This window comes from Fluviicola sp., from assembly GCF_029266855.1.
Taxonomy (GTDB): domain Bacteria; phylum Bacteroidota; class Bacteroidia; order Flavobacteriales_D; family Crocinitomicaceae; genus Fluviicola.
The window spans coordinates 72,335-87,361 of sequence record NZ_JAQSWB010000001.1 but is presented as its reverse complement, the minus strand read 5'-3'; the positions used below and the strand labels follow the sequence as shown (position 1 = coordinate 87,361).

13 protein-coding genes are annotated in these 15,027 nt (G+C 39.9%); 6 read left to right on the top strand and 7 right to left on the bottom strand.

Annotated features, from left to right (window positions below; all coding sequences use genetic code 11):
- Nucleotides 1-31 precede the first annotated feature (31 nt).
- The 5 genes from K0S23_RS00395 to K0S23_RS00375 all read left to right on the top strand — a co-directional run bounded on the left by K0S23_RS00395 (nucleotide 32) and on the right by K0S23_RS00375 (nucleotide 9,212).
- Nucleotides 32-529, top strand: a complete 498-nt coding sequence (locus tag K0S23_RS00395; protein WP_300352720.1) for a transcriptional regulator — start codon at nucleotides 32-34, stop codon at nucleotides 527-529.
- Nucleotides 530-1,218: 689 nt separating this feature from the next.
- Nucleotides 1,219-1,683 carry a hypothetical protein gene (locus tag K0S23_RS00390; RefSeq protein ID WP_300352717.1) on the top strand — a complete coding sequence of 155 codons (465 nt, stop codon included), beginning with the start codon at nucleotides 1,219-1,221 and terminating at the stop codon, nucleotides 1,681-1,683.
- A 3-nt stretch (nucleotides 1,684-1,686) separates the two neighbouring features.
- A complete protein-coding gene (locus K0S23_RS00385) occupies nucleotides 1,687-3,636 on the top strand; it encodes a gliding motility-associated C-terminal domain-containing protein (protein ID WP_300352714.1) in 1,950 nt (649 codons plus the stop codon).
- 282 nt (nucleotides 3,637-3,918) lie between these two features.
- A complete protein-coding gene (locus K0S23_RS00380) occupies nucleotides 3,919-8,358 on the top strand; it encodes a GEVED domain-containing protein (RefSeq protein WP_300352711.1) in 4,440 nt (1,479 codons plus the stop codon).
- A gap of 86 nt (nucleotides 8,359-8,444) precedes the next feature.
- Entirely contained in the window at nucleotides 8,445-9,212 is a 768-nt protein-coding gene (locus tag K0S23_RS00375; RefSeq protein ID WP_300352708.1) for a YdcF family protein, read from the top strand.
- A 9-nt stretch (nucleotides 9,213-9,221) separates the two neighbouring features.
- On the opposite strand, the gene K0S23_RS00370 is transcribed toward K0S23_RS00375, so the two are convergent.
- A complete protein-coding gene (locus K0S23_RS00370) occupies nucleotides 9,222-10,190 on the bottom strand; it encodes a hypothetical protein (RefSeq protein WP_300352706.1) in 969 nt (322 codons plus the stop codon).
- 84 nt (nucleotides 10,191-10,274) lie between these two features.
- Between K0S23_RS00370 and K0S23_RS00365 the strand changes: the two genes are divergently transcribed.
- The gene (locus tag K0S23_RS00365) at nucleotides 10,275-11,192 is read left to right on the top strand and encodes a hypothetical protein (protein ID WP_300352703.1); all 918 of its coding nucleotides are present in this window, start codon (nucleotides 10,275-10,277) and stop codon (nucleotides 11,190-11,192) included.
- Nucleotides 11,193-11,196: 4 nt separating this feature from the next.
- Here K0S23_RS00365 and K0S23_RS00360 read toward each other — a convergent pair whose 3' ends face one another.
- The 6 genes from K0S23_RS00360 to K0S23_RS00335 all read right to left on the bottom strand — a co-directional run bounded on the left by K0S23_RS00360 (nucleotide 11,197) and on the right by K0S23_RS00335 (nucleotide 14,984).
- Nucleotides 11,197-11,760 (bottom strand): outer membrane beta-barrel protein, encoded by a 564-nt coding sequence (locus K0S23_RS00360; RefSeq protein WP_300352700.1) that lies wholly within the window; start codon nucleotides 11,758-11,760, stop codon nucleotides 11,197-11,199.
- Entirely contained in the window at nucleotides 11,739-12,368 is a 630-nt protein-coding gene (locus tag K0S23_RS00355; protein WP_300352697.1) for a hypothetical protein, read from the bottom strand. The genes K0S23_RS00360 and K0S23_RS00355 overlap by 22 nt, the downstream gene beginning before the upstream one ends.
- 125 nt (nucleotides 12,369-12,493) lie before the next feature.
- The gene (locus tag K0S23_RS00350) at nucleotides 12,494-13,303 is read right to left on the bottom strand and encodes an SDR family oxidoreductase (RefSeq protein WP_300352695.1); all 810 of its coding nucleotides are present in this window, start codon (nucleotides 13,301-13,303) and stop codon (nucleotides 12,494-12,496) included.
- A gap of 121 nt (nucleotides 13,304-13,424) precedes the next feature.
- Nucleotides 13,425-14,198 (bottom strand): MBL fold metallo-hydrolase, encoded by a 774-nt coding sequence (locus K0S23_RS00345; protein WP_300352693.1) that lies wholly within the window; start codon nucleotides 14,196-14,198, stop codon nucleotides 13,425-13,427.
- Nucleotides 14,198-14,593: a DUF423 domain-containing protein gene (locus K0S23_RS00340; protein ID WP_300352690.1), complete on the bottom strand. Its 396-nt coding sequence runs from the start codon at nucleotides 14,591-14,593 to the stop codon at nucleotides 14,198-14,200. The genes K0S23_RS00345 and K0S23_RS00340 overlap by 1 nt, the downstream gene beginning before the upstream one ends.
- 25 nt (nucleotides 14,594-14,618) lie before the next feature.
- Complete coding sequence (locus tag K0S23_RS00335) at nucleotides 14,619-14,984, bottom strand: DUF4377 domain-containing protein (protein ID WP_300352687.1); 366 nt, start codon at nucleotides 14,982-14,984, stop codon at nucleotides 14,619-14,621.
- Nucleotides 14,985-15,027 lie beyond the last annotated feature (43 nt).

Sequence of the window (15,027 nt, the reverse complement as noted above, 5' to 3'; positions counted from 1 at the left end):
TATTATTGAAAATATTGTATATATTTGATTCATGGAATTAGAACAAGCCAAAAAACAATTTATACAAACATGGGGAAACTTTGGTACCCAGTGGGGAATCAATCGTTCAATGGCCCAGGTTCATGCTTTATTAATTGTTAATGATACTCCGCTTTGCACGGAAGAGATCATGGAGAAACTTTCTATTTCCAGGGGAAATGCCAATATGAATATCCGGGAACTGGCAAACTGGAATTTGATTTATAAGGAAAGCATTGCCGGAGATCGTAAGGAATATTTCCGTGCCGAAAAAGATATGTGGGAGGTCGCAAAACGCATTGTGAAAGAGCGTAAAAGAAGAGAGTTGGAACCATTACAACAACATTTAGCCGAACTCAAAAAAGTGGAACAATCCTACGAATCGATCTCCTTTGTGGCAACTATCGAAAACATCGAACGCCTGGTAAGCAGACTGGATTCTCTCTCGGGTACCTTAATGAAAGCCGATGAGCACGTGTTCTTTGGAAAAATATTGAATTTATTCAAATAGAAAAGTTAAAGCTTTTTTTGAATCTGTTTTTCAATAACTATTGAAAGTTTTGAATTGATCATAAACCAAATGTGATGGAAAACATTGCCCTCCTTTATGACCAAGACTATCCACTGTTGCCAATGTATACGCGTCTTTTTGTTAAACCCCGTCTCTCCCGATTCGAAGCTACTCCACCTTTTAAGTATGGATTAAGCATAGAAGAAAGTGCGATAGCACTTGAAGACGAAGGTAACTTCAACAGAAGTTATAACCTGAGGTACCCCACATCGAGATGTAGCGACTGTAAAGTCTGCTACTGTCAACTTTTACACTGCGAAACTTTAGTGAAGCAGTGTTTTACGTTCAAACTGCGAAACTTTAGTGCTGAAAGCCTTGACCAAAGCGTTAGTTGAAAAAGTGCTTTAATCCGAAGCGATCGGAAATCTGCTTGGATTCGCTCTCTTCCGGTAGCTATCGGGACTCATTCTCTCCAATAGTGAACCGTGATTCGTAATAATCTAATAACCAACCCATAATCTGTTTTATTTCAAAACAATTATTTAGAGTTCTAACAGGACGAGGTAAATTCATGATATTTTAACATGAAGTTTCTGTTAAAACAAACATTTTTTCAAAATATACATACCTTCATGCAACGATTGAAATAGTTATCTCGTTTTAGAACCAAAGAATCAAATTTTGAGATTATGAAAAAAATAAATGTTTTCAGTAAACTGACATTATTTTTTGTTGGGTTTATACTCTGCACAAGCACAGTATTTTCCCAGGAAAGATTGCCCGTGGAAGCAATAACACCCGACTGGACTTTCTACAAAGAGGTTAAAGGAGTGAAATTCTACTTGAAAGAAGAAAAAGCTACCGTTACCGAAGGAAAACAACCACTTACATTTGTTCTGGTAAAATTAGAGAACACAAATAACAAACCTGTAAAATTGATTTACAATTTAGCGGCACATTACAACGAAGGTTGCGTGAATTGCGGAAATAGCCAGGAAGCAAGAAAATTAATTGAAATCCCGGCTAACCAAACGGTTGAAGGAAAATACGATTCCGGTAATTGTCCGACTTCCGTATTGTTGTATAATCCAAACAACAAGTTGTCCTGGAAACCGGTTGCAGTTGCTATTGAAAACCTAATTATAAACTTTTAAGTTATGAAGCATTTAATAATTACTCTTTTCGTAGCATTAATCGGCTCATTTAGCGCTTATGCTCAGCCAACTCTTTGTTCGATCACGATCACTCCTTCAGACACAACTATTTGTCCCGGAGATTCTGTTCACGTGGTAGCAGTTGCAAACTTAATTAACAGTAACCAGTCGTTTAACTTTAATGGTGCTATGCTTCCTCCGGGATGGACTGCGGGTGGAGCTACAACATTTAGTGCTCCGTGTGGACCAAATCCAACAGGAACACCATATTATTGGGCATCTACTTCAACTGGTGTACCAAATATTACCACAGCAGATTTCGATATCAGTTGCGGTGGTTATATCACTTTCGATATGGTTTATGCTGTTCAGGGCGGACCAACTCCTTGTGAAGGACCTGATGAAATGGACGAAGGCGTTGCACTTCAATACAGTACAGATGGAGGAGTTACATGGATTACAATCTATTATTATGTTCCTGATGGTACAACAACAACAACCATTTCAACAAGCTCTGTGAGTGTTGCTACAGGTGCTACACCTTTTACAACCTGGAGTACTTTCTCAGTACAAATTCCAGCTTCAGCTCAAACAGCCAATACCCGCTTCCGATGGAATCAGCCAAACTCTTCAGGTTCATGTTGTGATAACTGGGGATTGGATAATATCTTCATCAACGCAACAGGAGCACCTTGTGGAGCAACTGCTGTACTAGACTGGAGTAACGGAATGGGAGATACGACAAACTATTGGGTTGTACCTTATAATGATACTACATTCACATGTGATGTTTATGACACTGCAGGAAACTACCAGTGCACTTCTCTTCCTGTAACTATTTATTTATACGATGATATTCTAAACTACAACTTACAGGATTACGCATATTCTTACTGTCCGACTACAAACCCTTCTGTTCAGGTTACAAACATCGCTGGAGCTATTCCTCCGTACTCTGTTAACTGGACTGGAATTCCGAGCACAAATAACCCACAGACATTATCTACGGGAGGAGCCGAACACGATTCGATAACCTATCATGTAACCATTACGGATGGCTGTGGCTTTAACAGGCAGGACAGTGTTATCCTGGTGGTCAACAAGCTGCTAAACATTGATTCACTCGTCGCATATGATGCCAGTTCTTGTAATACAGATGGAGCAGTTGTAGCATACGTATCCGGTCTTACCGCTGTAATTAATCAGCCTATGTATGTCTGGAACGGGCCGGGAGCAACAAACCCTAGCTTTATTAATTCTACGGTTTGGACCAATCGTTCTCCGGGATGGTATTACTTCTCTGTAAGCGATGATGTTTGTACGGATGAAGATAGTGTGCAAATTGAGATTAAAGATGCTCCGGTTGCAATGATTAGCGCAGATCCGCTTGCCGGTTGTGCACCTTTCAATGTTGTTTTCGAGAATAACAGTGAGAATTCAACGCATTATTTATGGAATTTCGGTGATGGTACCGTGATCAATGTAAATGATCAGAATTCACAAAGCCATACGTATTCAGGAAATGCTCAGATCATGCTGATAGCATACGATGCAAGTAACTGCTCAGATACAACTTATGTAAGTGTTTCTGTTCAAACATGCGGATGTACTGACCCTCTGGCGATCAATTACGATCCTACGGCAGTAGCAAATGACGGATCATGCAGCTATCCTGAACCGATCTTCAATGTTCCAAACATCTTTACACCAAACGGTGACGGAGAAAATGATTATTTTGAGTTCACGGTTACTAACTATTCAAATATTGATTTCGAAGTTGTTAACCGCTGGGGAAATCCTATTTACCAGGGTTCAGGTCTGAATCCTAAATGGGATGGAAAAATAAATGGGGTAATTGCCGAAGACGGAGTTTACTTCGTTACCTATAAGATCTCAAGTGTTAAAGGAGATAAATTCATCGAAGGACAAACCTTTGTTCATTTGATCAGATAATAAAAACAATTAAATTGAAAGCCCTGTCAATAAATGTCAGGGCTTTTTTTATTCTTTCAATTTAATCTTATTCCTGGTTCCTGATTGAGCCAATTGTGCTGTCACAGCTTTACGAAAATTCCCTGTGCAATTGCGCAGACCAGAGTTATTTTTCTATGGGATTTGTATTCATTCTTCGAAATTTAAATACCCTTTGAGAGGTAGACTTTAAAAAGTTTTCAAGTCTTATGTGAAAACAAAACTCTACTTTCACAGTTTAATATAAACTTAAACTGCTCAATTATGAGATTAAAACTACTCTTAGTAGTGTTTTACAGTCTTCTCAGTGCTATTGGAATAGCCCAGACTGTGACCATTACTGCTTCCAGTGGGACTTTGTTAACCGGGTCCGTTACTCCAGGAGGCGTTACCAACGATGGAAACATGATTACCATCAATCAAACAGCTAACAGAGGCTGGGCGTATTTCGACTTAAGTTCGATTCCTTACGGCGCCATTGTTTCTTCAGCTACAGTGTATTTCACAACATTCAGTTCTGTTGCATCCGGTGCTACCAACACAGTGACAGGTTTCAATGGAAACCCTTCTGTAATGTCTGGTACAACGTTATACAATACAATTGGTTCAGGAACAATAATGAATTCTGCTGTATGGCCGGCAAACGCATTGAACACCGGTGCTGTAAATGCCGCAGGTTTAACGCTTATCCAGAACAACTGTGGTGCCAACCTTACATTAGGATATGTTCGCGGTAGTACAAACACCTATAATATCTACGGATATCCAGGTTTAGCCGCAGAACAACCCAAATTGGAAATTACATACACTCTTCCGCCGGCATGTGCAGGAACACCTTCGCCAGGTGCAACAAACGCAAGTACTACAAGTGCCTGTCCTTCAGCTAACATCAATTTTAATCTTCCAGGTTTAACACCGGAATTAGGTCTTACTTTTCAGTGGCAAAATTCACCTGACGGTTTAACATTTAACAATATTGCTGGGGCTACGGGTCCTACTTATTCAGCTATACAAAGTTCCAATACTTATTATCAATGTGTGGTTACTTGTTCTAACGGTGGTGCAACTGCAACTTCTACTCCGGTAATGGTAGCAACAACACCGTTCATGGATTGTTATTGTAACAGTATCCCTACAGGTACTATTGATGAAGAAATCTACAATGTTACAGTAAACGGCGGTTCTACGAATCCTCTTTATGCCAATGCAAATGGTTGTTCAACCGTTGCGCCTGGCCCAGGTTCTGTCTTAAGCCTTTATTCAAATTTCAAAACCCTTCCTGCGATTACTTCAGTTGCTCCAGGGCAAACGGTAAGTTTTACTGTTGAGGAAAATGAATGCGATGGTGCTACTTACTACAGCAATGGTATGGCTATCTGGATTGACTTCAATCAAAATGGATCATTCAGTGACCCGGGAGAACAAGTGTATGTTGAAGGTGCAACGACTATCAGTCCGCGTACGGTGAACAATTCATTTACGATTCCTATGTCTGCAACAGTTGGTAACACAGTTATGCGTATCATTGTTGCAGAAAATAATTCAGGGGCACAACTACTGCCTTGTATGGCTTATAACTGGGGTGAAACGGAAGATCATATAATCAACATTCAATGTCCTGCTTTGGCAGGAGTTACTTCGCTTGATGCTGGTGTATGTTCCGGAAATTCAGTTACATTGAACGGTACTCCTTCTAATCCATTGGCAACTATCTCTTGGTGGGATTCTCCGGTAGGCGGAACACAACTTGGAGCAGGAACATCGTTTAATACTCCGGTCTTGGTTGCAAATGCAGTTTATTACTCTCAGGAAGATTTCCCTTCTTGTCCTTCAAGCGCCAGAGATGCTGTAAATGTTACTGTATCTGCTATTGATGTAGTTTTAGCTCCGGTTCATGTTACTTGTAACGGTGGTGATAATGGGTCATTTATTCAAACAGATACCTTGTGTGGTACTACTGGATTTGAATATTCATTGGATGGTGGAACAACTTTCGGACCGATCCCTACAGATCTTGTTGCAGGAACTTACTCAGTGATTGTTCGTGATGCTACAATGGCAACAAGTGTTGCTTACCAGCTTATTATTAACGAGCCAACAGCTCCTACCGCATTAACTGCATCGAATGTTACTTATTACAATGCTGACCTAGGTTGGACTGCAACTGGTGACGAAACTTCATGGACAGTAATTTACGGTCCCGCAGGTTTTGACCCTACAACAGGTGGAACAGCTGTTCCTACAACTTCTAACTCCTTGTCTATCATCGGTGATCTGACTGCTAATACAGAATATGAATTCTATGTATTCTCTACTTGTGGTCCTCAACCTGATACAGCTGGTCCATTTGCTTTCGCAACAGATCCTGGTTTCTTAGTATCAGATAACCAATGTGGTCCGGGATTCATTGATATTTCTTCAACAGGTACTGATCTTGGTCTTTTTGATGATGATGAATTCGGTTTAACTCTACCTTGGGCCTGGACTGTAAATGCTACTACCGTTAATACTGTTACTATTGGTAACAACGGTGGTGTTTTGTTCAACACATTGGTTGGAAATGTAGCTTACACTGCATTCGGAAATGGTATGTTCCCTTACAATCAGGATTTGAATACTGCCGAAGCAACTGGTGGTGTATTCTATGAAAGCATCGGAACTGCTCCGAACCGTCAGTTCATAATCATGTGGAAAGACATTTCTCATTACGACTTCCCTGCCGTAACAGATGGTGCAACGTTTGAAATCATCGTTGATGAAGCAACTTCTGAAGTATACTACATTTACGACGACGTAATGATGGGCGATCCAAGCTTCTGGGACAATGGTGGTGATGCGGATATCGCGTTGATTACACCAAATGGAACTGTTACAGTGAGCTCAGACGATCAAGCTTATTTGACAAGTAACTCTTGTGTCCACTTCTACAATGCATTATGTCCTAACATTTCCAGCGTAACTTCATTAATTTATGCAGATGATGCGTTGTTGGATTGGAATGCCGGTTCATACGGTGAAACAAACTGGACGATGATTTACGGTTTGGCAGGATTTGATCCGGCTGTACCAGGTGAAGCAATTGACACTTTGGATTTAATATCTTCCGATGCTTCATTTGGCTCTACTCTTACTCAGTTGACTTGTTATGATGTTTACATCTACTCTGAGTGTCAGGCTGATAATTTAACCTCTGAAGCATATTTTTACAGCTTTTGCACACTACCTTACTGTTCTAATCCTTCAGGATTGGCTGGTGCTTCAGATGTTGACAGCCTTGAAGTAACTTGGAACTGGTCTGAAACTACTGGTTTCCCTGTAACTTCATTCAATATCCAATACGGTATGAATGGTAACGCTTCAACGGAAGTAATTGCAACTGGTATTGACTTCTCTGATACCATTCCCGATACAGACCTTCTTGCCGGTGGTGTTTACGAAGTATTTGTTCAGGCTGTTTGTTTGGCTACAAACGATACTTCTGATTGGGTTGGTCCGATTACAATTGTAATGCCTTTAACAAATGATATAGTTTGTGGTGCTGAGATCCTTGATTTGGGGACTACGTACACATTCAACAATACTGGTGCTACGGTATCTGTTGATGAGAACAACATTGTTCCACCTGCAACTGGTGCTCAAACAACCGATGGTTGGGCTAACTCTACCTTGAACGGAACAACTTGGTTTACTTTCGTTGCTCCTGCTTCAGGCTCAGTACGTATCAATAATACTGCTATTGCCTACAACGGCCAGGCTGCAGTATACGATGCTGCTAATTGTGCTGATTTCAACAGCAACTTCCTTCTTGTAAATGCAAACGATAATGAGATTAACGGTTCTAGTTTAGCTCCGAACTTCACAGTTTGTGGTTTGACTCCGGGATCTACTTACTACATCATGCATGATGGAACAGGTACTTCTGGTAACTACAGTATTGCTATCTCACAAATTGTTCTTCAGCCTGGTTCCGCTGATCCATTGACGCAAATTTGTACCGGTGATGTAATTGACTTGTTCACTACAATCAGCGGTAACGATGCAGGTGGTATGTGGTCTGCTCCGGTAGCTGCTGCTAATGTTTCTATCACTGGTTCAATGTTCAATTCTGATGGTCTTGGATACCAAATATTCAACTTCCAATACAGAATGACTGACGGATGTGCTTACGATTCCATCGTATCTCAGGTACAAATCTTCGGATTGTCCTCTGCGGGAGTTGATGGTGTAGTAACAGTTTGTAAAAACGAACCTGTTGACTTGTTATCTGGTCTTGGTGGTACATTTGATTCCGGTGGTACATGGTACGATCCATCAAATAACTCTATGGCTAATTCTGCAATCAATGCTCCTGCATTCCCTGGGCAATATAACTACGATTATATTACCGGAAACGGCGTATGTCCGGATGACTCTTCGAATGTAGTGGTAACAGTACTTTCTACTTGTGACTACTTGTCTATACAAGAAGAAGTGTTTGCAGGTGTTCAGATTTACCCGAATCCTACAACAGGTATCTTAAACATCAATGCTGATCAGGCATTTGAAGTGAAAGTAACTGATGCAAATGGAAGAATCGTTGAAGCTTCTGCTCCGTTTAACGCTGGTCCAGCAACTATTGACCTTTCTGAGGTTCAGCTTGGTGTATACTTCGTGGAATTGAGCAATGAAAAAGCTACAAAAGTATTCAGAGTAGTAGTGCAATAAGCAGTACACTTTCTAATAGTTGAAAAGCCCTGACACATGTCGGGGCTTTTTTTTATTTTTGGATATCTCTTTTATTCGAAAAATCCATGTTTTTCATTCTTTCTAAAATATTACTTTTCACAATCAGTCCATTCACTTGGCTGCTAATTGCTTTGTACTTTGCCTTCTTTTCAAAAAAAAGTGTTCGTGCAAAAAGAGCAAAATACATCGCTGTTTTCATCGCCCTGTTTTTTAGCAATACTTTTGTTTTCAAAGAAGTTTGCAGACATTGGGAAGTGTTTGGTACTCCTCCGTCATCCGTTAAACATTATGATGTAGCTGTAGTATTGACAGGAATGGCAGAATACAATAATGATTTGAAAGTCCTGAGTGCAAGAAGAGGAATTGATCGAATCTGGCAAACAATATCATTATACAAATCAGGAAAAATTGACCGTATTTTGATTTCCGGGGATCATGGCTATATTATCGACAAAGGACTCCATGAAGCTTCACAGCTCAAAGAGATCCTGGTCAAATGGGGAATTCCGGAGCATGTGATTATTACGGAAACCAAATCAAAGAATACCTACGAAAATGCGGTAGAATCAAAGAAAATTCTTGACCGCTTATTTCCAAATTCAAATGCAATCCTTCTAGTTACTTCAGGAAAACACATGCGGCGGGCAAAAGCTTGTTTTACCAAAGTCGGAATTAAATGCGATCCTTATTCAACCGACCTGTATACCGGGCCAAAGCGATCTTACACCTTCGATGAACTATTAATTCCGGACGTGAGCACTATGAATGACTGGCACGGTTTATTAAAAGAAATGTTTGGGTACATGGCTTATGACATCACCGGGAAAATCTAGTTCACTTTATTACTTTACGGGTGCAGCTGCGGCATTCAAAGGAGCTCCATCATCTGGCTTTGTGTGCGACTGATTATATTTTGACGCATTGCATACACCAATAATTGCAGGAGTAGGAAAAACCAACCATCCGGCATAATCAAACCATTTAGCTCTTACTTTTAAGGCATCAATCTTTCCCCTGTCAAGGGAATCCCGGAAATTGAGGTATTGAAATGTATTCTTCCCGCTAACCTTCTTCATTCCCAGCGTATCGGGAAAGGGATTGTAAAGAAAATCCCATCCTTTTTTATCATAATATGCCGAATCGTTCTGAAAATGGGGATTTATTTTGTTGAAGTAAAGAAATCCTTCCCTGTTACAATCCACTTCCACAGGATGTTCGTCGTGATTTCCCGTGCTCATTATAGCCGGAAGACCAACCCTTATCAAATATGCAAACCCCATTCGTTTACTTTGAAGATAATGTCCGTATTCATGCTGAAAAATACGGTTATTGGGATCAGGAGCACTATTCTTTTTTGCCAGGATGTAGTTCCCGAAACAAATTCCCGTCCACGGAACATTCATATTCAACAGAGTACTCCCGTTCGGATGACTCACTGAATTTACTTTGCACAAGACCGTATTATAAAAATGTGCCATGAAGAAGCCTATTCCTGTTTGCGGACCCTGATAAGTTAGCCGTGAACCAACTTCCAAAAACCGTTTGCCGGAACTCGAATTGGTATCCGAAACAAACAATCCTCCCCAAATCCGAATGTCATTCTTAGCACTTTGGTTTGCTACTTTCCAGGCGTTCCTCCATCTTTTTTCTTTAGATCTTGAAAGGCCAGCTATAAAACCACTCACCCAGGAATCAATAATAAAGTACTCGGGACCTTTCGCAGAAGTAGTTGAAGCTTTACCAGGCAACACAAAAAGCATGCAGATGAGTGCAAGAAGGATTGATCTGAAGCGATTTGCCAAACTTTTCATTTCTATTCTAACGAACGAAGGATTATTTTATGATATCAAACTTAAAAATAATGTAATTTAGATTGATATTAAGTACTTGATCCTATGAAACAACTGTTATTCTTCTTTTCAATCTGTTTGATTACTGCAGCCTGCTCAGATAACCCTGAAAAGGAAGATTCCGGGAAACCAAAACCGGAAACTGAAGTTGCAGCCGGTGAAAAGGAAGAAAAGAGTATTGATACGGTTCCCAAACGAAATCCGGTTGTCCGTGCTTTAAATCCTGCACAACTCAAGAAATTAAATGCACTTCTTCCCAAAAAGACGGTGGAATCTATCATTTCATACATGGATGAACTGGCGACTGTTCAAACGGACACCGCTTTTGCACGTGTTTATCATAAGGGTAAGAAAGTATTCGAAGATATCGAAAAAGCAGTTTCGATCAAGTTCCCTGATGGTTATAACGGAATGGAAGCCATGAACTTCATTAACAGTTCGTTTGCTTTACGCTCTTCATGTGAAGCTGAATGCACCGAATTTGTAATGAATTACAATTACACGGACTTGCAAAAACTGGCTCAATATACAAAAGGAAAAGCGGATGATGATTTTATGAGTTTAAAGATCCTGGCTGAGGGCGATCAGGGAAGACACGAACCGGGATGGCTTAACTTTTTCGAACGCACTTGGGATTACGGAGGTGGCTCTCTCCTTGGTGACAGTAATAACTATAAGTTCCTGGCTGGTTCATTTAACGTGATCAATAAAAGTGATTTATTCAAAAAAGACTTGTTAACGCTTCGTAAACGAGTGATCCAGGATATGGAACATCGGATCTATATGTTCCCGAAACCGGTTGTACTCGCTGAGATAAACCGTATTTTAAAAACAAAGATCCTGTCCTATCCCGAAGCGCATCAAATTCTTCTTTTGAAACAATCTATTGAAAGAGACCAGGAAGATCCTGCTTTACAATTCAACTGTTCAGATCCCGAACAAAACTGCGATTGGGGAGGCTGACCTCTTACTGACGTACATTTTTACACGGCAATTGAAAACCTAATCCACCGGTTCCCATAAACTGGTCTAAGGGTCTTGCATGCCATGGATCCGTTTGATGCATGTATTGACACTCTAAGAAGAAATAGAAGAATTTATAGACATGGTAATTTAAACCTGCTTTAAGTACAAAAGTTGAATTATACATGCGTTCAGTTCTTTCATTTGTCTGAATTGCAGAAAATCCGATTTGAATTCCTACGAACGGATCCAGCCGCTTAACCGGAAAGTAACGCATAAAACCGGCCTGAAGCTGCAAATGATCGTTTATGTATCCTGGTTTTGACTGTGCCCCGATAAACTGGTAGACATCTCCCCTAAAACTGTACTTATCATCAAAATGGTAATTCATATATCCACCGACATATAGATTCAATCCCTTTGTGTTCAATTGCTGCGACGGATAAATACTTGCAGTTGTCTGTAGCAACCCGGCCCTTTCGCCATTTGCAAGAATCTGAGCATTTGTAAGGCTTGTCATGGTCAGGAAACCAAGAAACAAGAGGCTTACTTTCTTTTTGATTTCCATAGGTCTGCTAATTTATAGTTTAACGTCAATGAAGTGAGTAAATGTCCTTCCAGCGAACCACCTTTATGCTGTTCGAAGTGAACACTTCCATCGTCTTCCACATGCGAATGAATATCAGTTCCCAGGTGAATCATATATTGACTGGAAAGTGAAATGTCAAAGCGTTGTGTTAAGTTAAAATGCACACCCAATCCACCTTGTACGGCACTGCTCCAGCGCTCGATTCTATTGCTTCGGTTTGCAAGTTCGGATTGCAGGGTTCTGTCGAAACAATGTCCCGCCACAATATAAGGCTGAACTTTCGGAGTCGGGTTGCTCAGTAAATAGAACATAACACTCCAACCAATATGCAAATCGTTTCTTCTTGTGTATTGATTGGTAACCGGTAAATAATCCATGAACCATTCGGTGTTCACCCGATCTGATAATTGAAGTCTCATCTGTCCGCCCACACCTACTGCAGGCCGTTCATGATCTCCGTTAAAAGCACTTAGAGTCGTTCTCTGTCCGAAGGAAAAGATTCCTCCTCTCCCCCCTTTCAATGTAAGATCCTGAGCAAAGGTTTGGCATGAAAGAATCACAAACAATAGGATGCATGTCTTTTTCATAGTAAGTTTCTTGTAGTAACGCTTTGTTGCAGCAAAGTTACAAAGTAGTAATGTAGTATATAACCTAAGTGGGGACGCGATGCATCGCGTCCCCACAGGTTTATTTTATATTTTAATCTTTAATTTCAAATTCCAAATTTCTCCATGATCGCATCACTCACACCTGTTGTGGAGTAACCACCGTCATGGAATAAGTTTTGCATTGTAACCATGCGTGTTAAATCAGAGAATAAGGAAATACAATAGTTTGCACAATCTTCAGCGCTTGCATTTCCTAATGGAGCAATTGCATCAGCATAATCGTAGAAATCTCCGAAACCTTTAATTCCGGAACCAGCAGTTGTTTTTGTAGGAGATTGAGAAACTGTATTTACACGTACTTTTTTCTCTAAACCGTAATGGTATCCAAAACTTCTTGCGATCGACTCCAGCATTGCTTTAATATCTGCCATATCGGTATAGAACGGATAAGTTCTTTGAGCAGCAGCATACGTTAAAGCAACAACACTTCCCCACTCATTGATCGCATCCATGTTTTTAGCTACAGAAAGCATTTTATGCAATGACAAAGCAGAAACATCAATTCCTTTTTGGAAAAAATCATAATTCAAATCCTGGTAAGGAATGTTCTTGCGAATATTCACACTCATACCAATTGAGTGAAGTACAAAGTCAATTTTACCACCTAAGATCTCCTGAGCTTCTGAAAAAAGCTTTTTCAAGTCATCTGTATTTGTTGCATCAGCAGGAATAATTGTTGAATTTGTCTTTGCAGCCAATTCATTTATTTCCCCCATCCGCATTGCAATTGGAGCATTTGTTAAAACAAAAGTCGCGCCGTGTTCATGTGCTTTTTCAGCAACTTTCCAGGCAATTGAATTTTGATCCAAAGCTCCGGTAATGATTCCACGTTTTCCTTCCAATAATTTTGACATAATTGTTTGATTTGGGAACAAATTTAGAATTTAATTTTAAGCCTACAAGTAATATTTCCTGCTCCCGTTTGAAATCCACTGAATTCTAAAATATTAACTCTTTTCTTATAGCAGGAATCGCTTAATCGAATTCAAATTTCAATCCGTCAAAGGCTGCAAATACGTTTGGAGGCAACTCACTTTCAATTTCTTCATGTGTCCCGAAAAGATGAGAAATATGAGTCAAATAAGCTCTTTCCGGCTTCACCTGTTCAATAAAATGCAATGCTTCTTCCAGGTTGAAATGAGAAATATGTGGTTCTTTCCTCAAAGCGTTAATTATCAACACCTTCAATCCTTTCAATTTTTCAATCTCTTTCAATTCGACTGTCTTAGCATCTGTGATATATGCAAAGTCTCCGATCCGAAATCCCAGAACGGGCATAAAATAATGCATTACTTCTACCGGAGTAACAGGAATAACAGCTGAAAGCTTAAACGGCTTGTTTTCGATATGGATGATATTCAATTGAGGGATGCCGGGATATTTATCTTCTTCGAAAGCATAATGATATTCACGTCTCAGAGCTGTTTCCACGGCTTTAGTGCAATAAATGTCCATATCCCTCCGCTCGATGAAATTGAAAGCTCTCACGTCGTCTAAACCAGCCATGTGATCTTTGTGCTCATGGGTAAACAAAACCGCTTCCAAACTTTTCACTTTAAACTTCAGCATCTGCTGCCTAAAGTCCGGTCCGGCATCAATCACATAGTTCTTCCCTTCAATTTCAAGCAAAACAGAGCAACGCAAACGATTATCTTCTATTTTATCTGAAGTACAAACATGACACTCACAAGCAATTACCGGAATTCCCTGAGATGTTCCTGAACCTAATATCGTTGCGGAAAATTTCATTAATTACGAGAGCGGATTACTTGAATTAACAGCCAGGTCCATCCCAGGATCATTAAAAGTCCTCCGATCGGGGTTACCGGACCAAAAACCTTTGACAAAGATCCACTTGTATGAACTTTTGAATAAGTTAAACCATAGATACTACCCGAAAAGAAAATGGTCCCTACTAACATGAAAATGAAAATTGCCTTCCCATTAACGGCAAAGCGTGTTGTGATAAAGGGAATAATCAAAAAACCCAGGCCCTGAAAGAATTGATATTTTGTTGCCGTATCAAAAGATGTTAAAACGGCTTCGTCTGAAGTAATTCTTTTTAATCCGTGAGCTCCGAATGCTCCCAGAACAATTGCAATAATGATTAATATAAGGCCAGTTACTATCCATTTCTTCTCCATGATTTAAATATAGGAGAAAAAACAATTATGACTCGTGGATTTTCGAAATTATTTGAACGAGGCTATGCTTGAATCTGTCCGGACCTGTTTTATCCTGTAAAACCTCTACCTTAACAATTATATCGTAAGTATATCCCTCTTCGAAATTAAATCCTTCGATCTCCTGTTGTAAAACTTCCCAGTTCTCTTTGCCGATACTTGCTTCCTTTTGAACCAAATAACATTTTCTTACGTCATCAGAACCCGGTTGACAGTCCACACGGTGACCCTGAACACGCATTTTAATTACTTCACCTGAATTTGAATACACCGATTGATCCGAATCAGAAATTGCAGTTCCAGAAAAACCAGTAGTAGCCAGTGAAAGTGTTAACCAAACAATTTTAAACATAATCCTGAAGTTTATTTAGTAAAGATACGGAAAGAAATGCCGA

Coding starts and splice junctions, on each gene's coding strand:
- K0S23_RS00395 (WP_300352720.1), top strand. CDS start 32: ATGGAATTAGAACAAGCCAAAAAACAATTTATACAAACATGGGGAAAC.
- K0S23_RS00390 (WP_300352717.1), top strand. CDS start 1,219: ATGAAAAAAATAAATGTTTTCAGTAAACTGACATTATTTTTTGTTGGG.
- K0S23_RS00385 (WP_300352714.1), top strand. CDS start 1,687: ATGAAGCATTTAATAATTACTCTTTTCGTAGCATTAATCGGCTCATTT.
- K0S23_RS00380 (WP_300352711.1), top strand. CDS start 3,919: ATGAGATTAAAACTACTCTTAGTAGTGTTTTACAGTCTTCTCAGTGCT.
- K0S23_RS00375 (WP_300352708.1), top strand. CDS start 8,445: ATGTTTTTCATTCTTTCTAAAATATTACTTTTCACAATCAGTCCATTC.
- K0S23_RS00370 (WP_300352706.1), bottom strand. CDS start 10,190: ATGAAAAGTTTGGCAAATCGCTTCAGATCAATCCTTCTTGCACTCATC.
- K0S23_RS00365 (WP_300352703.1), top strand. CDS start 10,275: ATGAAACAACTGTTATTCTTCTTTTCAATCTGTTTGATTACTGCAGCC.
- K0S23_RS00360 (WP_300352700.1), bottom strand. CDS start 11,760: ATGGAAATCAAAAAGAAAGTAAGCCTCTTGTTTCTTGGTTTCCTGACC.
- K0S23_RS00355 (WP_300352697.1), bottom strand. CDS start 12,368: ATGAAAAAGACATGCATCCTATTGTTTGTGATTCTTTCATGCCAAACC.
- K0S23_RS00350 (WP_300352695.1), bottom strand. CDS start 13,303: ATGTCAAAATTATTGGAAGGAAAACGTGGAATCATTACCGGAGCTTTG.
- K0S23_RS00345 (WP_300352693.1), bottom strand. CDS start 14,198: ATGAAATTTTCCGCAACGATATTAGGTTCAGGAACATCTCAGGGAATT.
- K0S23_RS00340 (WP_300352690.1), bottom strand. CDS start 14,593: ATGGAGAAGAAATGGATAGTAACTGGCCTTATATTAATCATTATTGCA.
- K0S23_RS00335 (WP_300352687.1), bottom strand. CDS start 14,984: ATGTTTAAAATTGTTTGGTTAACACTTTCACTGGCTACTACTGGTTTT.